Origin of the sequence: Micromonospora sp. NPDC049662 (assembly GCF_040675055.1) — a bacterium.
In the GTDB taxonomy this organism is placed as follows: domain Bacteria; phylum Actinomycetota; class Actinomycetes; order Mycobacteriales; family Micromonosporaceae; genus Micromonospora.
Genome location: NZ_JBFAOC010000024.1, coordinates 26,443 through 51,642, shown reverse-complemented (window position 1 = coordinate 51,642; position 25,200 = coordinate 26,443). Strand labels below are relative to the sequence as shown.

Below are 25,200 nucleotides of genomic sequence, written 5' to 3'. Positions count from 1 at the left end.
TCTATGGACGGCGGGACCCGTGCGGCCGGCGCCAAGCGGTCGGATAGCGGACGCCAAGCGGCCTCGCCCAGGCTCTCCTCAGCCGCCGGATCCGCAGGTCCGGGGGGAGGCGGGCCGGCTCGTCCGGCCATTGTGGACAAGGGGAGCGACATGCGGGTAACCAGGGGACGGGGCGTGCTGACGGCAGTTGTGTCGACGGCTGCCGTGGTGGCGGGCATGGCCTGGGCGGCACCGGCCTGGGCGGTGCCGGCCGGGTTGGAGACGGTCACCCATTCGGCGGCCGAGAGCAGCGCGGACAAGTCGGCGCTCGCGTCCTGCCCGGCCGGCAAGGTGGTCACCGGGGGTGGCGGCTTCCTGATCGCCGGCTCGTCGGCCGCCGGGCGGGTCGGGCTGGACCGGTTGGAGCCGCTGGCGAACGGCACCGGGTTCTTCGTGACCATGCGGGAGGCAGGCCCGGCCAACTTCGCCGGCGACTGGGCGTTGCAGGCCGTCGCCCAGTGCGCCACGAGGCCGGCCGGATACCAGGTGGTGGCCACGACCGGAGCGGTCGGAACGGAGTACGTCACCGCGAGCTGCGGGACGAAGAAGGTCATCGGCATGGGTGGGCGGGTCAACAGCGGCCTGGGTGACGTGGTGCTCGACCAGGTCGTGCCGTCGTTCGACCTGACCTCGGTGACCGTCCGGGCGGTCGCGGTGCAGGGCACCTCGCCGGCCGGCTGGAGCGCCACCTCGATCGCCGTCTGCGCCAACGCGCCCGCCGGGCTGGAGCGGGTCGCGTTGACCGGGACGAGCTCGAGCAATTCGTCGGACAACGCCGTCAAGTCGTGCCCGGCCGGCAAGGGCCTCTACAGCGCGGGCGCCGACATCAACGCCGGCAACGGCCAGGTGTTGCTGACCGCGATCAACATCACCGGGGGGAACACCGTTCGGGCACGGGCGGACGAGGACGCCGACGGCTTCGCCGGCTCGTGGAGCCTCAACGGGTACGCCATCTGCGGGAGCTGATTCGCCGACCGGGGCCGCCACTGGCGGCCCCGGTCGCCGGTCCGCGTGGGCAATATGATCCTCATCAGGTGACGACCAGGGGAGCGGAGCTCATGAGGTTTCTTCTCACGTCCGGGGGCATCAGTAACCCGAGCATCTCCGACGCGCTCGTCGACCTGCTGGGCAAGCCGATCGCCGAGTCCACGGCCCTGTTCATCCCGACCGGCGTTCACCCCTTCCCCGGTGGCGCCGAGAAAGCGTGGAAGGCGGTCCACGGCCACGCGTCGATCCCGCTGACCCAACTGGGTTGGAAGTCCCTGGGGATGTTGGAACTCACGGCGCTGCCGACCATTCGGCAGGAGAACTGGATCCCGGCGGTCCGAGAGGCCGACGCCCTCCTCGTCTGGGGCGGCGACGTGCTGTACCTGACCTACTGGCTGCGCCAGTCGGGCCTGGCCGACCTCCTGCCGTCGTTGAGTGACACGGTCTATGTGGGGGTCAGCGCCGGGAGCATCGCGGTCACCCCGTACAACTGCGACGCCGAGTTCGACAGTCAGTTCGTTCCGGACGGCAGCGACATGGCGCAGGGCGCCGACCGGGCGCTGGGCCTGGTGGACTTCACGCTGTACCCCCACCTCGATCATCCGGACATGCCGGACACCACACTGTCCAGCATCGAGAAGTGGGCAGCCGGCATTCCGGTCCCGACCTACGCCATCGACGACAACACCGCCATCAGGGTGGTCGACGGGGCCGTCGACGTCATCTCCGAAGGCCACTGGAGACTGCTCAACGGCGGCGCCAGGTCGTGACGATTCGGCCGCGCAGACCGGCCGATCACCGCGCCCGGGACGGGAGGCGGACGATGCTCAGGATGCCGGTGGGTCGGCGCTGATGCGCGCGAGGGTGCGTCGGCCGATCAGGCTCATCGTCGGGTTGGTCCGGTGGTAGTACCAGACCAGTCCCATCGCCTGCTGGAAGGCCCACGCCCTACCGCGCTCCCACTCGAGATCGTCGCAGTCGAGTCGCTTCCGGAACGCCTGGCGTGGCTCCCGATCCAGCAGGTGCCAGGCGCCGACGAGGTCGAGGGCAGGATCGGCCGGGCCCAGCCCACCCACGTCGAGAACCCCGGCCAGCCGCCCGTCGGAGACAAGGACGTTTCCGGGTATGAGATCGCCGTGGTTCATCGTGTCCGGGGCCTCGTCCCGCGGCAGTTCCCTCATCACCTCCCAGAACCGGCGGAGCGGCGGAACGTCCAGCAACGTTTCGCTGTGCCGGAGGCAGTCCTTCAGGTAGTCGTCGTGTGCGGGTAGCTCGCCACCGCGACCCTGGCCGGTGAACGTGCGGCCGCCTGTGTCGATGGCTCGCACGCCGTCGACGAACTCGGCGAGATCGTGCGCGAACGCGACCGAGTCGCCGGGGTCGTCATCGGTGGCAACAACTCCGGGTATCCACGTCTGGACCGACCAGGGAAGCGGGTAGCCGGCACCCGGTTCACCGATGTCGACCGGCTCCGGAGTGGGAAATCGCGTACGCCCCAACAGCTCTCGGGCCGCTTCCGCCTCGCGTTCCAGCCAGGCCTGTGCCACGTCGACCTCCTGAGGCTGGAGGGGGAATCGGGCCGTCAACCGCTCCCCGACACGGACGATGGCATTGACCGTCCCCTGCGAGGCGACGCGCTGGAGAGCCAGGCCCCGCCACTCGGGGAACTGCGTGTCCACCAACTGCTGCACCACGTCGAGTGAGACCGTGAGCTGGCCCTCGTGCATCGGCACATCGGGCGACAGGGGAGCGGCTGGCACGACAATCATCCTTCGTCAGGTTATCGAGGCGGCTGAGCCTAGCGGCGGGCGGCGCAGTTGCGGCGCTCTCGGCGTATCGATGGCCATTTGCGGCGTCCGGTCACACTGCCGGTATGCGGCGGGGACATTGGGAGAGCGCCCTGGTGGTGGCCCTCTGCGTCCTGCTCTCGGTGGCCGTCGGCGGTTGGCTGGGCTGGCGGAGTACGACGGTCGATCCGCCTGCGCCTCCCGCGGTCTGCCCGCTCATCCGGTCGGAGGTGCTCGATCGTCTCGTTCCCGGGCACGGTACCCCTGAGGCGGCCGAGCAGAACGAGTCGGCCATGCGCTCGAACTACTGCTGGGTCAAGAGCATGTCCGGGACCCAGGCCCCACGTACCTCGTTGTGGGTGTCACTCGGACGGTACGGCCGATACGAAGGCCGCGGTCCGCGTTGCCTGGACCGTGGTGGACTGCAGCCGGCCTCGAACAGAAGGAATCGACCGTTCGCGCTCGGAGACCGTGCCCTCTACTACCTCTCGGGTGACAGCGAGACCGGTCGGCGTATCCACTTCTCGGTGTGTCTCGGCACCCACGGGGTGCTCGTCGACTACGAGGCCGCCGGCGTCACCGATCCGGTGGTGGTCGAGTCAGCCGCCACCGTTGCCCAGGAGGTGCTGTCGTGGCTTTGATCGGGCCTCCGATCTGGGTATTCCGGCGCAAGAACCTGCAGCCGCCCCCGCGCGCCGACCATCGGGTGTCACCGTGGCGGTGGCTGCTTGTTGCTGGGGCGGTGGCGCTCGTGATTGCCGTCGGCGTCCTCGCCTGGCGGGTGAGCCGGCTGGCGGCGCCCACACTCGTCAACTGGCAGATCACCGTCGTCGACGAGACGGGCGACGCTCCGCCGCTACCGGACCTGCCGGCAGATCCGATCGCGCGCTGATCCGGGGAAGCTCTGATGGCCATTTCCGCGCACCTGGCCCGGCTGCGGGCCGTGATCGGCCCCGAGCTGATCCAGTTGCCGTCGGTGTCGGTCCTCGTCGTCGACGAGCACGGGCGGCTCCTGCTGGTGCGCCACACCGGAAGTCCGGACAGGTGGGGTGTGCCGGGCGGTGCGGTCGAGATCGGCGAATCACCGGCCCAGGCGGCCGTGCGCGAGGTCGGTGAGGAGATCGGCGTCCAGATCGGCCGGCTGCGGTTGCTGGACGTGCTGGGCGGTACGGACTACGAGGTCACCTACTCAAACGGTGACCAGGTCGCGTACGTCACCGCCGTCTACGAGGCGGTGATCGTCGACGGGACGCCCGCCCCGGACCAGGAGGAGATCTGCGAACTGGACTGGTTCACCCCGGCGCGGCTACGGAGTGTCGGCCTCAACCGGTTCACCCGGGCGCTGCTGGGGGCAACCGGCCACCTCGCGAGCTGACGGCGGTCGGTCTGCCCTAGGTGTGCTGTCCAGGGAGGTTGGTCGAGGTTGTGTGACGACACGATCTGATGTCGTAGGTAGGTGAAGGCCTCCGGTTGTGGAGTGGAGCTGTCTAGGAACCGCTCCGGCAACCAGGAGGCCTTCATGCTCCACCGTAATGCTGCTCTGACCCCACGCGCACGTCTGCGTCTGGCGCGTTTGGTCGTGGACGAGGGCTGGCCGGTCGCCCAGGCGGCACGGCGTTATGACGTCTCCTGGCGCACCGCGAAACGCTGGGCAGATCGCTACCGCGAGCAGGGCGCTGACGGTATGCAGGACCGCTCGTCACGCCCGCACCACAGCCCGACCCGCACACCGCAGCCCTTGGTCCGCAAGGTCGTGCACCTGCGCTTCAAGCAGCGCCTGGGCCCGGTCCAGATCGGCGGGCGCCTGACCATGCCGGCCTCGACCGTGCACGCCGTGCTGGTGCGCTGTCGCCTCAATCGACTCAGTCATATCGACCGGGTCACCGGTGAACCCGTGCGCCGCTACGAACACCCGCATCCAGGCGCGATGCTGCATGTCGACGTCACCAAGTACGGCAACATCCCCGACGGTGGCGGCTGGCGCTACGTCGGCCGGTTCCAGGGCCGCCGCCACCGCAACGCCACCGCCGTGCGTACCGGAAACCGCGGCAAGAACTGGGCACCGAAAGTCGGAACGGCGTTCGTGCACACCGTCATCGACGACCATTCCCGCGTCGCCTACGCCGAGATCCGCGACGACGAGAAGGGCGCCACCGCCGTCGACGTGCTCCGCAACGCCGTCGCCTGGTTCACCGCACGTGGCGTCACCATCGAGCGGGTGCTGTCGGACAACGGCTCAGCCTACAAATCCTTCGCCTGGCGCGACGCCTGCCACGAGATGGGCATCACCATGAAGAAGACCCGCCCCTACCGACCCCAGACCAACGGCAAGGTCGAGCGTTTCCACCGCACCCTGACCGACGGCTGGGCCCTAGCCCGCTTCTACAACTCCGAGCAAGCCCGCAGGAAGGCCTTACCGGCCTTCCTGCATCACTACAATCACCACCGACCCCACACCGCCACCGGCGGCCTACCACCCATCACCAGGTTGACCAACCTCCCTGGACAGCACACCTAGGGCGTGTGTCAAAGCCCATGGCCGGCCTGCGGCGGGCCCAGCCGACGGCCGGCGGCGTTGGAGATGGGCCCGGATACAACACCGGTATCCGAGCCCATCTCCGCCTTGCCGGACCGCCGCCTGGACTCCGCCTCGGCTCGACCCAGGACTTTGACACACGCCCTATCGGGACAACGGATCGGCCGTTTCGTCGCTACGGTCACCAGGGTGACCAGTTCTGAGCCGCAGGTGGTCGGCGTCGTGCACCAGGCTTCCGAATCGACGGTACGGCTGCGTCCGGTGACCGAGGACGACTTGGAGATGTTGCGCCGGTTCGCGGTCGAACCCGGGCTGATCGGCCTCGACTGGGCTGGTTTTCGGGACGCCGCCGCGCCGGCCCGTCGCTTCGCCGAGGACGGCTATCTCGGCGAGCGGATCGGTGGCCTGGTCGTGCAGGTCGAGCCGGCGACCGACTCGCGGGCGGGTTACCTCAGCTACCTCCAGCGCCAGTACGGAGGTCGGGCGCCCTACTGGGAGATCGGCATCGTGCTGCTGCCCGAGTGGCGCGGTCAGGGCATCGGCTGGCGGGCCCAGGCGCTGCTCTGCGACTACCTGTTCAGCCACACGCCGGCGCAGCGCATCCAGGCCAGCACCCACGCCGAGAACGTCGCCGAGCAGCGGTCGCTGGAGAAGGCCGGCTTCCAGTTGGAGGGGGTCGTACGGGCCTGCGAGTTCCGGGCCGGCGCCTGGCGGGACGCGTGGCTCTACAGCCGGTTGCGCGACGACCCGTCACCCCTGTGACCCTCGCCTACGGCTATCGGGCGTGATCCCGAAATCCGCTTGTGGGCGGCTGCTGTCCCTGCCTAGCCTGCTGGCTGTGGCCCCCCTTCGTCTTCTGATCCCGCGGGTGGACCGGTGAGCGGCCGGCTTCGGGAGATCGCCCGGCAGACCGTCGCGATCGTCGAGTCGGGACGCTACCGCAATGACCACGGCGTCGAGGTCGTCGTCGGTGAGGCGGTACGCGCCGCGGTCGTCGGGACTCGTCATCACCTCCCCGACGAGGTGTTCGAGGCGCGGGACGCGGCACCCGCCGCCGCGACGGTGGAGGTGACGCACGAGTCGACGTTGCAGGCGGCGTACCGGCTCGGGCCCGGCGCGGCATGCCTGGTGTTCGCGTCGGCGAAGAACCCGGGTGGCGGGTTCCTGGGCGGGGCGCAGGCGCAGGAGGAGAGCATCGCCCGCTCGTCGGCGCTCTACCCGTGTCTGCGTGCCGTGCCGGAGTTCTACGCGTTCCACCGTGCTGAGCAGGATCTGCGCTACAGCGACCGGGTCATCTACTCCCCGCTGGTGCCGGTGTTCCGGGACGACAGGGGAAACCTGCTCGAGCAGCCGTACCCGACGTCGTTCCTGACCGCCGCGGCGCCGAACCTCGGCGCGATCGTGCGCAACCAGCCGGCGCACGCGGCGGACGTGCCGGCCGTGCTGGCCCGGCGTGCGCGGCGGGTGTTGGAGGTCGCCGTCGCGCACGGACATCGCTCGATCGTGTTGGGCGCCTGGGGGTGCGGGGTGTTCCGCAACGAACCCGCTGCGGTGGCCGGCGCGTTCGCCGACGCTCTGCACGTGGTCGATCGGTTCGATCGCGTGGTGTTCGCCATCCACGACGGCCTGCCGGGCACCCCCGTGTACCACGCGTTCAGGAAACGCCTGGCGGGATCTGTCGAGGATTCGCCAACGTCGGGTTAGGTGGGTGCAGACCGCGATCACCGGGAGGCTACGTGTCGGGCCGTTTCGTTTACTGGATGAACGTCTCTCTCGATCTCAGGATCGAGCATGCCCCCGGCGAGGAGGGCGCCGGGAACTGGCTGCGCATCGGCGAGCCGCTGCACCGGGAGTTCAACACCAGGGCCCGCGCGCTGACGTCGATGGTCCAGGGGCGCACGATCTACGAGACGATGGAGGGGTTCTGGCCGGCCGCGCGCACGGACGAGAAACTGCCCGACTTCATGCGTGAGTACGGCGAGATCTGGACGACGAAGCCCAAGGTGCTGGTGTCCCGCACCCGCACCGAGGCCGGGTACAACACCCGGACCCTCGGCTCGGGCGGCGACGCCGTCGAGCTGCTCGCCAGGTACCGGGAGGAGCAGGACGGCGACATCGGTGTCGGCGGCGCGACGGTCGCCACCCAGCTGCTCCGCGCGGGGTTGCTGGACGAGCTTCTGATCTTCACACACCCCGTCGTCCTCGGTGGGGGTCGGCCACTCTTCGACGAGTTGGAGCGATCGGTGCAGCTGGACCTGATCGAGCAGGATTCCTTCGCCGAGGGCGTCACGCTGCACAGGTACGCCGTCCGCTACGCCGAGGACGCGTGATCGGGCCGCCGTGCGCCGTCCTCGACCGCGTGCACCCGATCGGTTCGGGCGACGAAGGCGGGACGGTGGGCGTTGGTGAGCCAGCGCAGCGCCCACTCGACCGGCCCGTAGCGGAACCGCCGCAGCCAGAGTGCGCTTGCCGCCAACTGGGCCGCGAACACCGCGAGGACGAAGGCGAAGAGGGCCAGGGGTGAGAACGTCCCGGCGAGGCCGAAGCCGATGCCGGTGAAGGCGATCAGGCCGACCGCCGACTGGGCGAGGTAGTTGGTGAGGGCCATCCGGCCGGCCGGGGCGAGCGCCGCCCGGACCACCGACGTACGCGGGTTGTGCATGATCCGTAGCAGCGTCGCCACATAGGCGGCGGCCAGCAGCGGCGCGGTCGAAACGCTGGCCGCGACGCCGAGAGTGTTGCCGTTGCCGCCGCTGGCCGCGTAGACGGCCGCCCCGAGCAGTCCGATCGGAAAACCGATCCACTGGGTCCGGCGCAGCACCGGCTCGTTGCCCCAGGCCCGGTTCAGCCATTGCCGGCGTCCGGCGACCATGCCGAGCAGGAACAGGGCCAGGGCGGTCGGGCCCTGCAGGGTGACCGCCTGGAGCACCAGCAGGGGCAGGCCGGCGAGGTGCTCGCCGATGTTCGCCGTCCAACCGCCGAGCAGTGCCTGGGTTGCCTCCTCGCCGTTGGCCAGCGCCTCGGCCTCGCCGGGCAGGAACGCCGAGCGGTCCACGAGGAGCGCGCTGGCGACGAGGCTGATCAGCACGAGTGTGTAGAGCGCCGCCGCGATCCGAAGCGCCGTACGGTCGGCCACCTTGCGCAGCAGGAGCAGCGCGAGGCACGCCACCGCGTACGTGGTGAGGATGTCGCCGCCGTACAGGAACACGGTGTGCAGAGCGCCGAGGACGAAGAGGCCACCGATCCGGCGGAGCATGCGTGCTGGGAACGCCGCGCCGGCCCTGCTCGCCGCGGTCAGCTGGAGGGTGAAGCTGTATCCGAAGAGGAACGAGAACAGCACGTAGAACTTCATGTCGACGAAGACCGACGAGAACGTGCGGACGGCGTCGTCGAGGCCCGAGGCGAAGTCGGGATCCGTCACCAGGTTCCCCGGATAGCCGGAGGCCATGAAGGTGACGTTGACAGCGAATATGCCGAGGAGGGCGAACCCTCGGATCGCGTCGACGTCGTGCAGACGTCCGCCCGGTACCCGCGTGGTCATCACGATCTCCATCTCTGTATGAGCTACAGCGTATGAGATACAGAGTCCACGAGATCTAGAGTGCAGGCAAGACCCCCGGGTGAAGAGCGAGGAGAATCGGACGTGGCGCAACGGAGGCTTCCGGCAGTGGTGGCCCGGATGTGGGGTCGTGAGACCAGCTCCCGGCACGGCCCCCGGCCCAGCCTCGAACTGGGCGGCATCGTCGACGCCGCGATCCGGATCGCCGACCGTGAGGGTCTGGCCGGGGTGACGATGGGCAGCGTCGCGACCCAACTCGGGGTGGCGGCCATGTCCCTGTACCGCTACGTCGGCAGCAAGGACGAGCTGCTGGTCATGATGGCTGACGCCGCGGCGCCCGAGCCGCCCGCGCTCGATGGACGCGCCTGGCGCGACTACCTGTTCGACTGGACGCGCGCCAACCGCGACTTCCTGCTCGCCCGACCGTGGCTGCTGGCGCTCGACCAGCGCACCCCGCCCACCGGGCCCCGGTTGCTGCGCTGGCTGGACCGCGCGCTCGCCGCGCTCGCCGGCACCGGGCTCGCCTACGGTGCACGGATCAACATCGCCACCGTTCTCAGTGGTTACGCTACCCAGCAGGCGGCCCTGGCCCACGCGCTGAGCGCCGGTCCGGCCGCCACCGACGACTCGATCGCCGGGCTGGCCGAGTACGGCGAGATCCTCGGGCAGGTACTCGACGCGGACGGCTACCCGGAGCTGACCTCGGCCATTGGCGCGAGTGCACTGGGCGGCACCGAGGAGTGGATCGACGACGCCGACTTCACCTTCGGGCTCGGCCTGCTCCTGGACGGCATCGAAGCGCTCGTCGGCCGCAGTGTCCGCGACTAGTGCCTGTTTCACCAGAACTCGGACGACACCCGGCGGCGTTGCGGACGCGCGGCCGGACCCTGTCGGGACCGGCAGAACCGCCGCATCGGCGGCGGAGACGAGAGCCGCCGGCGAGCCGCCGCCATTACGTCGCTTCGGTTACGCCGTCAGCCCCTCGGCGACCACCGCGCCCAGGCGAGGTCGGTGACGTAGGCATGTTGCGGCGCGTCTGGCCGTCACGAATGCGAGCGGTGAGAGGCGACCCAGTCGGCGAACCCCGCGCGTACGTCGTCCAGACCGATCGGCGCTGTCATGCCCCACCGCGGCCGGGCCGCGTTGAGCTTGCCGGCCATCGACCGGATCATGTCCTCCTCCGGATACGGGTACGGACCGCCCGCGACGAACAGTTGCGCGTACCGGATGGTGTCGACGATGGAAGACTTGATCCGCTCGTGGCCGAGGTACCCGTCGAGGTCCGGCTCCCATCGGGCCAGGTACTCGGCTGGCATGGCAGCCTGCCAATGGTCGAGCAACACCGTCTCCTCGGCCGGCAGGTACGTCATCTTGTGGAGGTGAACTGCGAGGTCGTAGACCGGATCACCCCACAGGGCCAGCTCCCAGTCCAGGAACACGCTGGTGCCGTCGTCGACAATGATGTTCTTGCGGTGCACGTCGGCGTGGACGCAGACGAACGGCCGAGAGGTGAGCGTGGGCCACATGCGGTCGAGCGCTGTCAGCGGATCATCCGGAATGCCGAACCTGTCGAACAGTGGCCGGTACTCGTCGACGAAGGTGTCGTAGATCCACTGGGTGATTCCGGCGAGACGGCGGCCGAAGCCGGCACTGTCGCCGTCGGCCGGCCAGTCGGCGGGGATCGGCGGCAGCTTGTCCCTGGGGACGTCGGCCAGCTGCCGAAGCAGCCTCGCCACGTCATCCGGGACGTGCGGCGGGCAGGCGGTGCCGCGCGGTGCGATGTCGTTGAGCACGTCCCCGGGGATGAACTGGTGGATCTGGAACGCCGGATCCTTGTTGAGGAACAGCAGCCGGGGTGCCTGAATAACGTACGGCGCGATGGCCGGCAGCAGATCCTCCTCGCGCCACAGCCGCAGGTCCATCACGTCTGCGCCGTGAATGGGGATCCGGACGATGACCGGCCCCGACTCGACCTCGACGCGGATGTTGTGGTTGTAGTAGCCGGCGGCAGCATCCACCTGGGACCGGGCCCGGTCGTAGGTCTCCGTCCACGTCATGGCTGATCCTCCAGGAGCGCCGTTACCAGTTGCCTGCCACGTTCCTCTAACGCGACGAGGGAGTCCAGCGCATCGATCTGGTCGCGGGCCACCGCAACGGCATCGCTAACCTGCTGGTCGCGTTCGCTGAGGGCATCGAGGAACTGCCCAGCCAACACGATCAGGTTCGGGTAGACCTCCGCCTCGACCAGTTCGGCGACGGCCCACCGCGCGGCGTCCACAGCGTCGGCGCGGCGGCCCCGCCTGACGTTGAGGAAGGCCCGGAACAGCTCCGCCCGAGCCCGCCCGGAGCGGTAACCCGCCTTGTCCAACGCGTCGGCGGCGGCCCGGAACGAGCCGCCCGACTCGTCGTACCGACCGAGCCGAAGCTGCGCGATGGCCAGCGCCGTGAACGCCTTGCCGATCTCGTGCTGGGCACCCATGGTGCGCTGCACCTCGATCGCCACCATCGCGGCTGGTACCGCGTCCGCCGGGTTGGTCCACGCCAGCAACTCGGCGCGGTTGGTCTCGAGGTTCGCCAGCCCCACCACCGTGTCCGCCCGTCGGTACAACTCGTAGGCCTGATTCCACTGTTGCTCCGAGGCCGGGAAGTCGAGGGCGAACCGGTGCCCGAGGTGCAGCAGCCGGGCTACGTCCCCGCGCAGCACCGCGTCGTCCTCGGAGCAACCGGCGAGGATCTGCTCGGACATGGCGAACGCGGCCCGGAATCGGCCCTGCCACATCTCGATGTCCGCGAGACAGACACCCGCTCGATGCCGTACCGGTCCCGGGTGGTTCTCCCAGACCTCGGCGAACAACCGACGGGCCGCCCCGGTGGCACCGCCGATCCGGCGTCCGTGGGCGGCGGCGAGCACCAGCCGGGCACCCACCACCTCGTTCACCGGCCAATCGAGCGTCGACGTGAGCGTCGTGGCGGCCGGCGCGTCACCCAGCAGGACGGCCGACTCAGCCTCCATGCATCGCAGCGTGGCGGCCAGTTCGGTCGCGTCACCGCCTTCACCAACGAACTCCTGGAGGTCGCGCCGCACCCCGTCCACCGCCTGCTTACCGCCACAGTTCAGCGCCTGGTCGGCGTACTCCAGCAGTCCTGCGCCGTCGACGTCCCCGGCGTGTAGCGCCGAGTAGGCGGTCTCCCGGATGGCCCTGGCCCTGGTCGCCACCCCGTCCTCGGTGCGTGCCGCCTGTCCGGACCGGTCCGCCCAGATGTCGCGCAGGATCCGGTGTACGTCGCGGGCTGTGGCCGGCGATATGTGCGTGCTCAGGGCGGACCGCATGAGTTGGTGCAGCCGATGACCATGCTGACCGGCCGGGTAGACGAACGAGTACGCCGTAAGTGACTCCCAGGCCGGCCGGTGCCGAGGCAGGTCGAACGCGTCAGCGAGCGCCTGGAAGATCTCGAAGTCGAAGATCCGGGGGATGCTTAGCAGTTCCAGGGTGCGAATCTCCTGGCCGCCCACGTGTTGCAGGAAGCGCTGGAGGATCTCCTCGGGGGAGACGGCGCGTCCTGGATCGCCGGCAGCGGTCCAGGTGTCGATCGCCAGATGCAGATAGAACGGAAGGCCGGCACTCGCCCGGGCGATGGCGTCTCGATCCGCCGCATCGGCGATGCCGCTCTCGGTCAGCAGCTCCAGCCGGGCATTCATCGGCAGCCCATCCACCTGGCATTGACGGGTCACGGTGGCCCAGCTCGGATCGTACGCGTGCCAGCGCAGCGGCTCGCGGCTGGCGACCACGACAAGGCCCCGGTCGAGCTGCGCCACAAGGTCACGCAGCCAGACGTCGAGCATCGACGCGCGGCCGGCCCGGATCGAGGCCGACACCAGTGCCTCGTACGCGTCGACGAAGATGACGTACGGCCGGTCGGCGCTTGACTCCCGCAGATCCTCGGCGAACAGGAAGGTGACGGCGTCGACCAGGTCGACGTTGGAGAGGTCGTCGAGCGACCGCAAAGTGTCGTCGATCCGGATCTGACGTCGACGGCGAGCGCCTGTCGTTGCCCGCTCCGCCAACTTCACGAGGCCGACAGCCGTGCCGAACACCGGAATCCCTGACACGTCGTCGAGGATCTGGGTGAGGGCCTCGCTCTCCTCGACGAACGGCAACTCCTTGGCCGTGAGCCGCAGATGTGGGTGCAGCCGCTGCCAGTACACGGCGTAGCCGATGTCGAAACGGTCGAACCGCACCCCCTGCCGGCCCAGCTCCACCCTCAGCACGGCCAGGGCGTCCTCCTGCTGACGCATGGCGGGCACCTGAAGATCGAGAGTGGCCGTGCGGCGACCCTCACCGGCCCGGTCGCGCAACTCGCGCAGTAACCTTGACTTGCCGATGCCGCCCACCCCGACGACATTGAGCACCCGAACGCTCGCGCCGACCTTCGCCAACTCCTCGGCATATGCCTCCAGGATGGACTCCCGGTTGACGAACCGTCGGCGCAGCGCGGCCACTCGGCGAAACCTCGGCTCCAGGGGCATCCCGCAGTCCCTTCGGGGTCATGCGCTACGTGGTCGCGTGATGACCGATGCGCCGTGACTCTACCGGCAGGGGGCAACACGCTCAGCGATCCGCTGACCGCCGCAGCTCAGCGTTGAGTTGCGAATCCGACCAACGCTTTGATGCGCGTTGGTCTGGTCCAACCGCGCCTCCGTCGGCCGTGCCCGCGACCGGGATTCCTCTCATCGGGGCCGGCGAACCTGCGGTCCGCACGACCAATGGCCGCTGGCGAAACGTCGGCATTCGCGCGTGGTGAACGACGGGTATCCCTAACGACGGTTCAGCGCCGATCATTGCCCGGTATCGATGTGAGTCATTCTCACCTCCGGGTGGCGCGCCCGGCACGGAGGGCGAGACGTCGGCACCGGAAGCCGGGCGCACCGAAGGCCCGACTCCGCGTCCCCGGAGGATCGCCATGCCCCGTCCCGCACTCCGCACCCGGCTCGCGGCGTTCACCGCCGCCACCCTCACCGCGAGCGTCCTGACGGTGACCCCGCCGTCACCGGCGCTGGCCGCCACCACGTTCGCCGCCAACGACTACTGCCTCGGCCAGTGCTCCGACATCCTGCCCCCCGGACAGAACGGCAACGCCACGCTCGTCGCCATCCTGGCGCACCAGGCGCTCGGCACCCGCCCCGCGCACTCCAGCGACCAGCTCGACGAGTACGCGAACCTCGTCTACAACTACGCCGGGCTGACCGACGAGCAGATCGCCCAGTTCTACAACGACGCCTCGTTCGGCGTGCCGGCCGCACAGGTCGAGAGCACCGTCTCGCCGCGCGGGGACGTGACCATCGTGCGGGACAAGGCCACCGGCGTCCCGCACGTCACCGGCACCACCCGCGGCGGCACGATGTTCGGCGCCGGCTACGCCGGAGCGCAGGATCGGCTCTGGGTGATGGACCTGCTGCGGCACGTCGGCCGCGGGAACGTCAGCTCGTTCGCCGGCGGCGCGCCCGGCAACCGGGAGCTGGAGCAGAGCGTCTGGGCCAACTCCCCGTACACCGAGGCGGACCTCCAGGCCCAGGTGGACGCGCTGCGCACCAAGGGCGCCCGGGGCCAGCAGCTCTACACCGACGTGGTGGACTACATCGCCGGCATCAACGCCTACATCGACAAGTCGATCGCCGACGACAACTACCCGGGTGAGTACGTGCTCGCCGGCGCGGGCAAGCCGAGGCACTTCACCATGACCGACCTGATCGCCACCGCCGGCGTGATCGGTGGCCTGTTCGGCGGGGGTGGCGGCAGTGAGATCCAGTCCGCCCTGGTCCGGGTGGCCGCCCGCGCCAAGTACGGCGCGACCGAGGGCGACCGGATCTGGGCGGCGTTCCGGTCGCAGAACGACCCGGAGACCGTGCTCACCCTGCACGACGGGCAGAGTTTCCCGTACGGGGGGACGCCTCCGGGCGCGACCAGCGCGGTGCTCCCCGACGCCGGGACCGTGGTCGCCGAGCCGCTCGCCCACGACGCCAGCGGCGGGGCCGCCTCCCGCACCGGCGCGAGCGCCGCTACCAAGGAGCTGATCGGCGGGCTGGCGAACCTGCGCGCGCACGGCATGTCCAACGCTGTCGTGGTCTCCGGACGGCACACCACCACCGGTAATCCGGTCGCCGTGTTCGGTCCGCAGACCGGCTACTTCGCACCGCAGCTGCTCATGCTTCAGGAGTTGCAGGGGCCGGGCATCAGCGCGCGAGGGGCCGCGTTCGCCGGGTTGAACCTCTACGTGCTGCTCGGTCGCGGCCAGGACTACGCGTGGAGCGCCACCTCGGCCTCGCAGGACCTCACCGACACGTACGCGGTGCCGCTGTGCACCACCGACGGCACCGCGCCGACGCTGCGGTCCAACCGCTACCTCTACCACGGGCAGTGTCTCGCGATGGAGGCGTTGGAGCAGCGCAACTCCTGGTCGCCCACGCTGGCGGACTCCACCCCCGCGGGCTCGTACACGTTGCGCGCGCTGCGCACCAAGTACGGGTTGGTCTCCTACCGGGGACTGGTGGACGGGCAACCGACCGCGTTCACCAAGCTGCGCTCCACCTACCGGCACGAGGCCGACTCGGCGATCGGTTTCCAGGCCTTCAACGACCCGGCGGCGATGGGCAGCGCGGCGGCCTTCCAGGGCTCCGCCGCCAGCGTCGGGTACGCGTTCAACTGGTTCTACGTCAACTCGACCGAGGCGGCGTACTTCAACTCCGGCTCGAACCCGGTCCGGTCGTCCGGCACCGACCCGAACCTCCCGTCGAAGGCCGAGCCGGCGTACGAGTGGGCCGGCTGGAATCCCGACACCAACGACGCCACGTACGCGCCGGCGTCGGCCCACCCGCAGTCGGTCAACCAGGACTACTACGTGAGTTGGAACAACAAGCAGGCGCGGGACTTCGGGGCGGCCGACGGCAACTTCAGCTTCGGCTCCGTACACCGGGGTCAGTTGCTCGACGGCCCGGTGCGGACGGCGATCTCCCAGCGCAAGCTCGGCCGCGCCGACGTCGTCAAGATCATGGCGGACGCGGCGGTGACCGACCTGCGCGGCCAGCAGGTCCTCGGCGAGCTGTTGCGGGTGCTGGACAGCACGCCGGTCACCGACCCGGCGCTGGTCGACGCGGTGGGCAAGCTGCGCGCCTGGCAGCAGGCGGGCACCCGCCGGGTCGAGACAGCCCCCGGCTCCAAGGTCTACCAGCACGCCGACGCGATCCGGATCTTCGACGCCTGGTGGCCGCTGCTGGCCTCGGCCGAGTTCCGGCCCGGCCTCGGTCCGGACCTCTACGCCGCGCTGGTCGACGCCATCGAGGTCAACGAGGCGCCGTCGGGCGGCCAGAACGGTGGGCGTGACGGCACCGCGAGCTGGGCGTCGCAAGGTCAGGCGCACAAGGGCTCGTCGTTCCAGCACGGCTGGTGGGGCTACGTCGACAAGGACCTGCGTACCGTGCTCGGCGACCCCGTCGCCGGCGGGCCGGGTCGCTCGTACTGCGGCAACGGCAACCTCGGCGCGTGCCGACAGTCCCTGTTAGACGCGCTCGGCCAGGCCGCCGCGCTGCCGGCCACCACGGTCTATCCCGGCGACAAGTCCTGCGGCGCCGGTGATCAGTGGTGCGCGGACTCGATCGCACACTCCGGGCTCGGCGGCATCACCCACCCGGTGATCGCCTGGCAGAACCGTCCCACCTACCAGCAGGTCGTCTCGTTCCCCGCCCGCCGGGGTGACGACGTCACCAACCTGGCCCAGGGCCGCCCGGCGACCGCGTCGAGCACCCAGTTCCTCACCAGCTACACCCCGGACAAGGCGGTCGACGGCAGCCTGAGCAGCCGGTGGGCCAGCAGCTACAACGACAACCAGTGGCTCCGCGTCGACCTCGGCGCGGCCCGCACCGTCAGCCGGGCGGTGCTGCGCTGGGAGTCGGCCTACGGCACCTCGTATCGGATCGAGGTCTCCGGCGATGGCAGCTCCTGGACGCCGGTGTTCGCCACCACCGCCGGCAACGGCGGCGTCGACAACGCCACCTTCGCTCCGGTCACGGCCCGCTACGTGCGGGTGTACGGCGTCAAGCGGGCCACCTCGTACGGATTCTCGCTGCACGAATTCGAGCTGTACGGACGGTGACCCGACCGGGAGGGGCCGGCGAACCGTTCGCCGGCCCCTTCCGCCCTGAGCGCGGTGCCCGGGTGACCGATGGCGGTCTCGTACGCAATCATCGGCCGACCCTGGTGGCGACGGGCGACGGTCCCGTTCGCCGGGCGAGGAGCGGTGCTCTGGGTGACACCCGCGGTGTGCGGGCACCGTTCGGCCGGAGGTACGCGGACAATGGAGCGATGAAGCGAGAGACTCGGCTGAAGCGGTTGACCGGAACGCGCATCGACGGCGCGGTGGCGACGGGCGCGGTGGCCACCGGCGCGCGGGCGGCGGGGGCGGCGTCGCTCGGCGCCCTGGCGCTGGGGGCGCTGGCTGTCGGAGCAGTGGCCGTCGGGGCGCTGGTCATCGGTCGGCTGGCTGTCCGCCGCGCGGTCGTGCGGGAGCTGCGCGTCGGCCGGTTGGAGATCGGCGAGCTGGTGGTGCACAGCCGACCCGCTGCCGAGCAGTAGCCCGCCGCGGCGGTGCGCGGGAGGAGCCTCGGGCGCGTGCTCCCGTCCGCACCGGCACGCCCGATCCGCCCGGCACGTCATGGCCTCGCGGCCTGGCCCAGTGCCGCTTCGACGATTCGGATCGCCTCGGCGGCATCGATGCCGACGCGGGCGATGACGGCCGCGTAGTCGCGGGCGGCGCGGCGGGCCTGTTCGAGGGACCGCTCACCGCCGGCCGACACGTACGAGCCGGCCCGTCCGTGGGTTTCGATGAGCCCGGCGTCCTCCAGCTCCCGGTAGGCCCGTCCGACGGTGTTCACGGCGAGACCAAGGTCGGCCGCGAGCCGGCGGATCGTCGGCAGTCTGGTGCCGACGGCGAGCGTGCGGCCCTGGATCTGCCTTGCGAGTTGGGCCCGGAGCTGCTCGTACGGCGGCGTCGGTGAGGCCGCGTCGATGACGATCATCGCAGCGCCATGGCACGCCGCGCCGTCGTCCCGACGTCCGTGGTCCGGCCCTCGATCAGGCCGAGCGCGCAGACGCCCGCCAGCACGAGCGCCAGTGAGACGGCGTTCCACCAGCCGAGCGAATCCCCGTACAGGAAGATGGCCGGCAGCGACCACACGAGGCTCGGGGTGACGAGGTGGCGGGCGTCCTCGACCCGCATGATGACGTCGGCGGTGAGCGACCCCTCGTCCTCGGCCACGGCCGGGGTCGTCAGGATCTGGCGTAGCTGCATGACGATGCCAGCCCCGACGCCGGTGAGGCCGATCAGCACGACGGCCGCTCCGTACCGCAGGCCGGGGTCCGGCACGGGCAGCACGCTCACGGCGAGGAGCGCCGCGCCGCTGAACGTGGCGACCGCGAAGGCGGCGTGCGGCCGACCGAGCACCACCGGCCAGCCGAGCTCGACCGGATGGGCCACCCGACGGGACAGTCGCGCGCCGGCCGTCCGGTCGACCCGCCGTACCCACCAGCCGAGCAGCCACTGCCCCGTCAGCAGTACGACCACCAGCGCCGCGAGCACCAGCAGCGGTGGCCAGGAGAACGTGTCGTCGTCGAGTCGGCCCAGCACGTGCGTCAGCGCGGCGCCGATCAGGAACGCGGCCAACAGGACGCTGTCGACGAGCTTCGCGTGCCGCCGTACCGCCAGTCGCGTCGCGAGCAGCGGCGTCGGCCCGACGTCGGTCAGGCCGTGGCGGCTGAGCCACCGTCCGGCTTCCGCATGATCCGCTTCGCGCATGACATCCACCCCGATACGTCGCAAGCCTTGTCTCAACAAGATGAGACATAACCTGCACCAATGTCAACCCCCGTCGCGCATCGCGCCGCCTGGCCCGGCGGCCGTCCGGGCGTTGACGGTGACCGGCTGCCGGAGGATGGTCCGCTGCTTGTCGGGGGCGGTCCTGCGGAAGTCGCTGAGGTAGATCTCGTGGTGCCGACCCGCCATGCGAAGCCCTTCACGGGGGATGAACCCGTGGTGCAGTTGCCTGAGCACGGCCGCCTCGTCGTCGAAGGAACCGACGTGCAGTGTCTGGACGCACCGCCCCTCTCGTAGCGTCTGAAGGCGGACGTCGTCGAGTCGCGTCGGTCGGCGCTTCGCGCCGGCCTGCTCGACAGCGGTGGCGAAGCGGGACTGGTCGATCCAGCCGGGGACCATGAGCATCAGCGTCCAGCTCCACCGTGACTTGTCCCGTGCCGTGGTGAACGACTCCATGTCCTCGGCCCACCACAGACCTTCGAGCGGCGGGACGACGTAGTCGCGCCCGAGGTCCCGCTTGCTGGCGAACTTCAGTCGGTACGCCACCGGGTAGAGCGCCGCGATCGCGTCGGCCAGAGCGGGTGAGGTGTTGGGGTCGCCGTGACCGTCGGTCATCAGGTACCGCATGTCGGGCACGTCGATGATCCGGAAGCGGCCTCGTTGCGCTCGGTAAGCGTCAAGGGACTTCTTGAAATCGACTTTGCCGTTGGTCTCCTCGGTCATCCGGTCATTCTGCAGGGATTCGAGAGCGGGATGTAACTCTCCGGAAGTGCCTGACCACGTGGAGAAAGTGCGACCCACCTCACCACTGGCGACCGAAATTGGTGCCGGAAAAGCGAGACCAAAATGGTCCGTCGGCCCGTCTTTAGGGTGACGGATGGTCACGGCCGGCGGTCGGCCAAGGAGGGGTAAGGGACGTGGGGGACCTACGTGGGCGCTTCAGGGACGAACTGGCCCGACACGTCGCCCCGCCGCTCGGTGACCTGGTTGAGCAGTCGGTGGTGCAGGGTCGACGACTACGCCGCCGGCGTCGGCTGGCGCAGTTCGGCGCGGGCGGATCCGCGTTGGCGATGCTGCTCGTGATCGGCCTGGCGGCCGGGCCGCTCACCGGCGGCGCCGACCAGGTGGGTCAGTCCGAGACGTGGGGCGTCGGTTCGCCGGGTGGGCCGGTCGACAGCCCGACGCCGTCCCGGGCGCAGACTTCCGACAGCGCCCCGGGTGGCGGGTCCGTGGCGGGCGCAGCCGAGGCCCCGGGAGTGGCCACGTCGGCGGCTCCCACCACCACGGTGATCGACAACGTGCGGATCGGCGCGGGGCCGGACGGTCCACTGCTGACGACCACACCGCAGGGCGCCCTGGAGTTGTTGATGCGGCTCCTACCCAAGGGCGAGACCAGCGGTCAGGCGAGCTTGGGAAGCAGCGGGGCGGGCCCCGGCATGCCGTACGTCCAGACCTTCCTGGATCGGGGCGACGGACCCGGCATGGTGCGGCTCTCCGTCTACCAGGACGACCTCGGCGGCGATCCGGTCCCGGGGACGGTGGAGCTGACCGAGGTGCCCGGCAACTGCGTGCAGGACAAGATGATCACGGTGTATCACCGGGACGGCCTGCAGATCGACGTGCTGCTCTCCACCTGTCTGGCCTGGGATGGCAAGGGGAGTTCGCCCGCGCCCGCCGTTCTGTCCGTGGATGAGGCAATCGCGATCGCCGCCAATCCGAGCTGGGGGACGAGAATTCCGGCCGAGTACGTCCGGAGCGGCGCCAAGAGGTTCCCCACCCTGGCCAGGTCGAATGGCTGACGAAGACTTCGTGGAATTCGCGCAGGCGGCCGTGGGCCGCCTGCGCGACGCCGCGTTCCTGATGTGCCGCGACTGGCATCTCGCCCAGGACCTCACCCAGACCGCGCTGGCGAGGATGTACGCCAACTGGGGGCGGGTCCGACGGGCCGACGACCTCTACGCGTACGCCCGCAAGGTACTGCTGCGCTGCGTGATCGATCAGCAGCGGCGTCGCTCCAGCACCGAGTTGGCGATGTCGACGCCGCCCGACCAGGGCGAGGAGCATCCGGCTGAGCTGCGCATGACGTTGCTCGACGCGGTCGCCACCCTGCCACTGCGCGATCGGGCGATCATCGTCCTGCGCTACTGGGACGACCTGAGCGTGGAGACGACCGCCGAGGTCGTGGGCGTCTCCACGGCCGTCGTGAAGAGCCAGAGCATGCGCTCCCTCAGCCGGCTGCGCGAGTTGCTCGGCGAGACCCGTTCCGAGTTGTTCGCCGAGGAGCGGCATTGATCGGCCGGGTCTGTCCGGTGGCGGCGACGGGGGTGCCACCGCGCACCCTCGGCGACGCCGCGACCTGCGATGGCAGTCATCTGTGTGTGGGAGGTTCGGTGTCCGTGTCGAGCAGCAGGACCTGCCGGGGCCGGGTTCGCGGCAGGGTCCGGGTGCCGGCTTTGGTCGTGCCGCTGGTCCTGTCGGCGTTGGTGGTGCTGGTCGCGGGGTGTCAGCGGTCGGGGCCGGGTGACGGCCCCGAGAAGCCACCGACCGTGAACGTCGAACGGAGTGGCCTGAGCATGCTGCTGGGAGCGGGCGACCTGGGTGCGGGTTGGCGTGCGGACGACGCGCGGCCCGGTCTGCCACCCTGGCCGTGGGAGCAGGACGACTGCCCCGACTACCAGAGCAGCGACTACACCGCGAAGTCGCACCGACGGGCTGCCGTGGAGCGCTACTACCGGCTGCCGGACGGCTCGTCGCCGGCCCACCACATCGTGGAGACGTACGAACCTGGATGGGCCGAGCGCAGTGTCGACGACGTCCGTACGGTCCTCCGACGGTGCGCGAGCTACCTGATTAACGGATCACGGGTCTCGTTCGACATCATCGACCCGCACTATCTGGGCGGTGCCGGTCTGCTCGTCAGGGGCCGCATCGCACATGCCGACACCCCAACTACCGCTAGGTACTTCGTCATGGTGAAACGGGACGAGACGGTCTCGACTATCAGCCTGCCCGACTTGGGCGACCAGGCTGCGGTGGATACGATCGCGGCGAAGGCGGTGGCCCGTCTTGGCTGAGCGGGGAGGTCGGATGCTGCCACGCCGCTGGGTTGTCTCCGCGGTCACCGTGTCCCTCGCCGGCGTCGCGACGGCCGCCTACGGCACGACGCACGTCCGCGACGGCGGCGGGGGCGACGCGTCACCCGGTCGTTCGCCGGCCAGTCCGGTTCCGACGACGCCGGCCGTCGACCGGCTGAAACCGGCGCGGGCACGTATCGAGGCCTACGTCGACCGGTACGACGGCCATCTCGCGGTCGCGGCAGTGGATCGACAAAGTACGGCCGCGGTGACGGCCGGCCCCACCCGCTTCGAGACCGCCAGCATCGTCAAGGTCAATATCCTCGCGGCGCTGCTGCTGCGCCAGAACCCGCCCGGTAAGGCCCTGAGCTCGGAGACCAGACGGCTGGCCGAAGCCATGATCGTGTCCAGTGACAACGACGCCGCGGTGGCCCTGTGGCAGAAGATCGACGGCTCGCGCGGCCTCACGGCCGCGAACCGCACACTCGGTCTGCTGGAGACCAAAGCCAACAAGCACTGGGGGACGACCACGACCACGGCCGCCGACCAGATCCGTCTGCTGACGGCGCTGACGTCGTCGAAGGGCCCGCTGACGCCGCAGGACCGTACCTTCGTCATGGGCCTCATGAAGAAGGTGATCCCCGAGCAGCGGTGGGGAGTCACCGCCGCGCGTGAGCCGGGCAATTCCGTGTACGTCAAGAACGGCTGGGACACCGTGGACGTCGACGGCGGTCGCTGGCTCGTCAACAGCATCGGACGGATCGTCGAGGCCCGTCACGACTGGCTGATCGCCGTGCTCTCCGACCATCACGTCAGCCAGGAGGCGGGCGTCAGCGTGGTGGAGAAGGCGGCGAAGTTCGTCCTCAAGGAGATGCGCGCCGCCACCGCGGGCGACGGCCCTTCGTAGGGTGGGCCGTCGCCCCCGGGCGTCCCGCCGCACGGCTCGCGTTCGGGCGGTGGCCGCCGATCAGGGCCGGTCGGCGGCCGCCAGGGGCAGGTGCGCGACCGGCACGAGTCGCCGGACGCCGCGGCTCGGGCTGGGCTGTTCGGTGCCCCGGACGGTCGCGATGTCGGCCGCGAGCGCCTCGATCTGTTGGCGGGTGACGCCCGGCATGCAGATCAGGTGGCTGATGCCGCCGTCGGCGTTCGACAGGCCGTAGCGGCGGGAGACCGGCGGTGGCGGTGTCGTGAAGTAGACAGTGAAGGCGTGGACGTTGCGCCAGGCGGGCCAGCCGACGCTGGCCAGCAGGGAGTGGGCGAAACGAGCCGTTTCGCGTGCGCGCTCGGCGCGTTCACGGTGCCCGTCCTCGCCGAGCAGTCGCAGCGCGTACCACATCTGGACGGCGAGTTGGCCGCAGCGCGAGCCACTGATGGTGCTGTCGGTCGTGGCGGTGTAGGAGATCCGTCGCGCTGCCCGTTGCAGCGAGCGGCGGGTGACCACCAGACCGCCCGGGATGGTGGTCCCGTAGAACTTGTGGCAGGAGATGGCCACGGAGTCGACCACGCCGCCAAGGTCGATGGCCACCGGCCGGTCCGGCAGCAGGGCCAACGGCACACCGGCGAGTGCTCCGTCGACGTGCAGGTGAGCGTTGCGGATCGCCAGCTCGGACAGGGCGCGACGAACACGGGCTGGGTCGTCCACCGCCTCCGTCACGGTCGTGCCGGCGTTGGCCACGACGATGGCGGGCCGGTCCCTGCGCCGGGCCAACTCGCCGCGCAGATCGTCGTAGTCGATCTCACCGGTGACGTCGGTGCGGATGACGACCTCGGGGAGGTTGAGCATGCTGGCGGTCTTGCGGATCCAGTCGTGGGTCGCCTGGCTGTAGTAGAGGACGGGACTCGCGCCGGCGAACCGGTCCCGGGCGAGCAGGATGGCCGCCTGGTTGGCCTCCGTGCCACCACTGGTCAGATATCCCCACCGATCGTCGGCGGGGGCGCCGAAGAGGTTCGCGTGCCAGTCGATGACCCTGCGCTCGTAGGCCTTCGTGTGAACGGTGTCGGGGTCGGTATCCGGGTCACCGACATTATTGATCAACAGTCCGAACAGGGAGGTCACGGGTCCATAGTCGATATCCACCGCGGCCGGGAAGCCGATCGACCTGCGCGCTGACAGAGCGGCTCGTAACTGCTCGATCTCAGCGGTGAGGGAAAGGTCGTCGGGAACGCTTGTGGGGGAGGTCACGGGCTCTCCGTTGATAGGCGACTCAGCGAAGAGTGGACCATGACGCCGACGTACAGGCAACAGTCTCCGAATCGCGATCAAGCCGACTGGCGGTGCATGGTTGATCGCGGTGTGTGTGCGATGAGAGGCTGTGGCGACGTCTTTGGAGGGACTGACACCGTGGCGTACGACAGGCCGGGAACGCGCTCGAATCCTTTTGAGAGGAGCGCCGACGATTGGAGAGCGGCGGCGAGTGCCGGAAGGACGGCAGCGGTCCCCTGGGACCAGCACTCGGGCAGCCAGCCGTCCATCCCTCCGGAGCCGGCGCCGGCGGTTGGACGCCACGGTTGGGTGGCGCCCACGACCGCGATACCGTCGCCCGCCGTCGAGCAGCAGCCGCCGGTCCCCTGGCAGCCCACGCCGTCCGCGTACGCGCCGCCACCGGTGGAGCCGTCGCCGACCACGCGCGAGTCGCCGACCGCGCCCCCGGTCAGCGATCCGGAGACGCGGCGGATCTGGGCGTCGTTGCGATCGTCCGCGTTGAGCCGGGTCGGGTTGATGAACACGATGCACGGCCGGCACGCGTGGGCGCAGCGCCGGCGCAACCCGCTGTGCCCCTACGGCTTCGCCTTCCTCTACGCGGTGCCGGTCATCGGGTCCACAGCGGATCGATCGGTCTTCGAGGTGGGCGCGGCGACGCGTCTCGACAAGGCCGGCGAGGACGTCTCACACCTGCCCAGGCTGCTGTACGACCTCGCGCAGACGGCGCGACACTACCTCGATAACGGAGGTTTGGATCCGCGTCAGCCCCCGCAGATGTGCAACCGGGTCGACGAGCGGATCACCGCCGAGTCGACGTTCATCGGGCTCGCGGTCAGCTCGCTCGACGGTCCGCTCGGCACCTGGGAGCAGACGATGCGCCGGGTGGAGGGTGAGGACCGCATTCCCGGCCGCTTCTACATCCAGATGATGGATCCCGAAGAGACGCGGATCGTCGTCGACCGGCCCACCGATCCGTGGGAGAGACCGCTGATCCAGTCCACCACGCCGCTCTACGAGTCGTGGCGTCCGTTGCAGAGCTACTCGGGCGACGCTCCGATCTGGACGGGGATCGCCCAGTTGGCGACGCTGGTGCACCTCGGCGCGCAGCGGATCAGCCCGACCAGGGGCGCGACAGCCTAGAACCTGAAGCA

The 25,200-nt window shown here is 70.0% G+C and carries 25 protein-coding genes; 17 read left to right on the top strand and 8 right to left on the bottom strand.

What is annotated here, in order from left to right; genetic code table 11:
- The first annotated feature begins 174 nt into the window (after positions 1-174).
- Both AB0J36_RS19390 and AB0J36_RS19385 read left to right on the top strand, forming a co-directional pair.
- Positions 175-1,005, top strand: a complete 831-nt coding sequence (locus AB0J36_RS19390) for a hypothetical protein (protein WP_363660940.1) — start codon at positions 175-177, stop codon at positions 1,003-1,005.
- A 92-nt stretch (positions 1,006-1,097) separates the two neighbouring features.
- On the top strand, positions 1,098-1,796 hold the full coding sequence (locus AB0J36_RS19385) for a Type 1 glutamine amidotransferase-like domain-containing protein (RefSeq protein ID WP_357171438.1): 699 nt from the start codon (positions 1,098-1,100) through the stop codon (positions 1,794-1,796).
- Positions 1,797-1,853: 57 nt separating this feature from the next.
- Here AB0J36_RS19385 and AB0J36_RS19380 read toward each other — a convergent pair whose 3' ends face one another.
- Positions 1,854-2,786, bottom strand: a complete 933-nt coding sequence (locus AB0J36_RS19380; protein ID WP_363660939.1) for an aminoglycoside phosphotransferase family protein — start codon at positions 2,784-2,786, stop codon at positions 1,854-1,856.
- 113 nt (positions 2,787-2,899) lie between these two features.
- Between AB0J36_RS19380 and AB0J36_RS19375 the strand changes: the two genes are divergently transcribed.
- The 7 genes from AB0J36_RS19375 to AB0J36_RS19345 all read left to right on the top strand — a co-directional run bounded on the left by AB0J36_RS19375 (position 2,900) and on the right by AB0J36_RS19345 (position 7,679).
- Positions 2,900-3,454 carry a hypothetical protein gene (locus AB0J36_RS19375; protein ID WP_363660938.1) on the top strand — a complete coding sequence of 185 codons (555 nt, stop codon included), beginning with the start codon at positions 2,900-2,902 and terminating at the stop codon, positions 3,452-3,454.
- Positions 3,445-3,705: a hypothetical protein gene (locus tag AB0J36_RS19370; RefSeq protein ID WP_357123323.1), complete on the top strand. Its 261-nt coding sequence runs from the start codon at positions 3,445-3,447 to the stop codon at positions 3,703-3,705. The genes AB0J36_RS19375 and AB0J36_RS19370 overlap by 10 nt, the downstream gene beginning before the upstream one ends.
- Positions 3,706-3,720: 15 nt before the next feature.
- Positions 3,721-4,188, top strand: a complete 468-nt coding sequence (locus AB0J36_RS19365) for an NUDIX domain-containing protein (protein WP_357123326.1) — start codon at positions 3,721-3,723, stop codon at positions 4,186-4,188.
- Between the two features lie 144 nt (positions 4,189-4,332).
- Positions 4,333-5,331 carry an IS481 family transposase gene (locus AB0J36_RS19360; RefSeq protein WP_357421962.1) on the top strand — a complete coding sequence of 333 codons (999 nt, stop codon included), beginning with the start codon at positions 4,333-4,335 and terminating at the stop codon, positions 5,329-5,331.
- Between the two features lie 207 nt (positions 5,332-5,538).
- Positions 5,539-6,111: a GNAT family protein gene (locus tag AB0J36_RS19355; protein ID WP_357120737.1), complete on the top strand. Its 573-nt coding sequence runs from the start codon at positions 5,539-5,541 to the stop codon at positions 6,109-6,111.
- Positions 6,112-6,225: 114 nt separating this feature from the next.
- Entirely contained in the window at positions 6,226-7,053 is an 828-nt protein-coding gene (locus AB0J36_RS19350) for a TIGR02452 family protein (RefSeq protein WP_363660937.1), read from the top strand.
- Between the two features lie 56 nt (positions 7,054-7,109).
- Complete coding sequence (locus AB0J36_RS19345; protein WP_357120731.1) at positions 7,110-7,679, top strand: dihydrofolate reductase family protein; 570 nt, start codon at positions 7,110-7,112, stop codon at positions 7,677-7,679.
- On the opposite strand, the gene AB0J36_RS19340 is transcribed toward AB0J36_RS19345, so the two are convergent.
- Positions 7,661-8,890, bottom strand: coding sequence for a DUF418 domain-containing protein (locus tag AB0J36_RS19340; protein WP_363660936.1), 1,230 nt, complete (start codon positions 8,888-8,890; stop codon positions 7,661-7,663). The genes AB0J36_RS19345 and AB0J36_RS19340 overlap by 19 nt on opposite strands.
- Before the next feature lie 102 nt (positions 8,891-8,992).
- Between AB0J36_RS19340 and AB0J36_RS19335 the strand changes: the two genes are divergently transcribed.
- Positions 8,993-9,736, top strand: a complete 744-nt coding sequence (locus tag AB0J36_RS19335; RefSeq protein ID WP_357120725.1) for a TetR/AcrR family transcriptional regulator — start codon at positions 8,993-8,995, stop codon at positions 9,734-9,736.
- A gap of 215 nt (positions 9,737-9,951) precedes the next feature.
- Here AB0J36_RS19335 and AB0J36_RS19330 read toward each other — a convergent pair whose 3' ends face one another.
- Both AB0J36_RS19330 and AB0J36_RS19325 read right to left on the bottom strand, forming a co-directional pair.
- Positions 9,952-10,965 (bottom strand): aminoglycoside phosphotransferase family protein, encoded by a 1,014-nt coding sequence (locus AB0J36_RS19330; protein ID WP_357120722.1) that lies wholly within the window; start codon positions 10,963-10,965, stop codon positions 9,952-9,954.
- On the bottom strand, positions 10,962-13,436 hold the full coding sequence (locus AB0J36_RS19325) for a hypothetical protein (protein ID WP_363660935.1): 2,475 nt from the start codon (positions 13,434-13,436) through the stop codon (positions 10,962-10,964). The genes AB0J36_RS19330 and AB0J36_RS19325 overlap by 4 nt, the downstream gene beginning before the upstream one ends.
- Before the next feature lie 434 nt (positions 13,437-13,870).
- Here AB0J36_RS19325 and AB0J36_RS19320 point away from each other — a divergent pair, with 434 nt between their 5' ends.
- Complete coding sequence (locus AB0J36_RS19320; protein ID WP_357171450.1) at positions 13,871-17,056, top strand: penicillin acylase family protein; 3,186 nt, start codon at positions 13,871-13,873, stop codon at positions 17,054-17,056.
- A 209-nt stretch (positions 17,057-17,265) separates the two neighbouring features.
- The gene (locus tag AB0J36_RS19315; protein ID WP_357120713.1) at positions 17,266-17,535 is read left to right on the top strand and encodes a hypothetical protein; all 270 of its coding nucleotides are present in this window, start codon (positions 17,266-17,268) and stop codon (positions 17,533-17,535) included.
- Positions 17,536-17,612: 77 nt separating this feature from the next.
- On the opposite strand, the gene AB0J36_RS19310 is transcribed toward AB0J36_RS19315, so the two are convergent.
- The 3 genes from AB0J36_RS19310 to AB0J36_RS19300 form a co-directional block, all read right to left on the bottom strand.
- Complete coding sequence (locus AB0J36_RS19310) at positions 17,613-17,978, bottom strand: GntR family transcriptional regulator (RefSeq protein ID WP_357120710.1); 366 nt, start codon at positions 17,976-17,978, stop codon at positions 17,613-17,615.
- Positions 17,975-18,754 (bottom strand): hypothetical protein, encoded by a 780-nt coding sequence (locus AB0J36_RS19305; protein ID WP_357171451.1) that lies wholly within the window; start codon positions 18,752-18,754, stop codon positions 17,975-17,977. The genes AB0J36_RS19310 and AB0J36_RS19305 overlap by 4 nt, the downstream gene beginning before the upstream one ends.
- A 63-nt stretch (positions 18,755-18,817) precedes the next feature.
- Complete coding sequence (locus AB0J36_RS19300; RefSeq protein ID WP_357120704.1) at positions 18,818-19,495, bottom strand: GyrI-like domain-containing protein; 678 nt, start codon at positions 19,493-19,495, stop codon at positions 18,818-18,820.
- A 194-nt stretch (positions 19,496-19,689) separates the two neighbouring features.
- Between AB0J36_RS19300 and AB0J36_RS19295 the strand changes: the two genes are divergently transcribed.
- The 4 genes from AB0J36_RS19295 (at position 19,690) to AB0J36_RS19280 (ending at position 22,753) form a co-directional block, all read left to right on the top strand.
- Positions 19,690-20,571: a hypothetical protein gene (locus AB0J36_RS19295; protein ID WP_357171452.1), complete on the top strand. Its 882-nt coding sequence runs from the start codon at positions 19,690-19,692 to the stop codon at positions 20,569-20,571.
- Positions 20,564-21,064, top strand: a complete 501-nt coding sequence (locus tag AB0J36_RS19290) for a SigE family RNA polymerase sigma factor (RefSeq protein WP_363660934.1) — start codon at positions 20,564-20,566, stop codon at positions 21,062-21,064. The genes AB0J36_RS19295 and AB0J36_RS19290 overlap by 8 nt, the downstream gene beginning before the upstream one ends.
- 104 nt (positions 21,065-21,168) lie before the next feature.
- The gene (locus AB0J36_RS19285) at positions 21,169-21,846 is read left to right on the top strand and encodes a hypothetical protein (RefSeq protein WP_363660933.1); all 678 of its coding nucleotides are present in this window, start codon (positions 21,169-21,171) and stop codon (positions 21,844-21,846) included.
- 13 nt (positions 21,847-21,859) lie between these two features.
- Positions 21,860-22,753, top strand: coding sequence for a serine hydrolase (locus tag AB0J36_RS19280; RefSeq protein WP_363660932.1), 894 nt, complete (start codon positions 21,860-21,862; stop codon positions 22,751-22,753).
- A gap of 60 nt (positions 22,754-22,813) precedes the next feature.
- Here the strand turns inward: AB0J36_RS19280 and AB0J36_RS19275 are convergent, their stop codons facing one another.
- A complete protein-coding gene (locus AB0J36_RS19275; protein ID WP_363660931.1) occupies positions 22,814-24,028 on the bottom strand; it encodes a histidine decarboxylase in 1,215 nt (404 codons plus the stop codon).
- A gap of 330 nt (positions 24,029-24,358) precedes the next feature.
- Between AB0J36_RS19275 and AB0J36_RS19270 the strand changes: the two genes are divergently transcribed.
- Positions 24,359-25,189, top strand: a complete 831-nt coding sequence (locus AB0J36_RS19270) for a hypothetical protein (protein WP_357120686.1) — start codon at positions 24,359-24,361, stop codon at positions 25,187-25,189.
- The last annotated feature ends 11 nt before the right edge of the window (positions 25,190-25,200 follow it).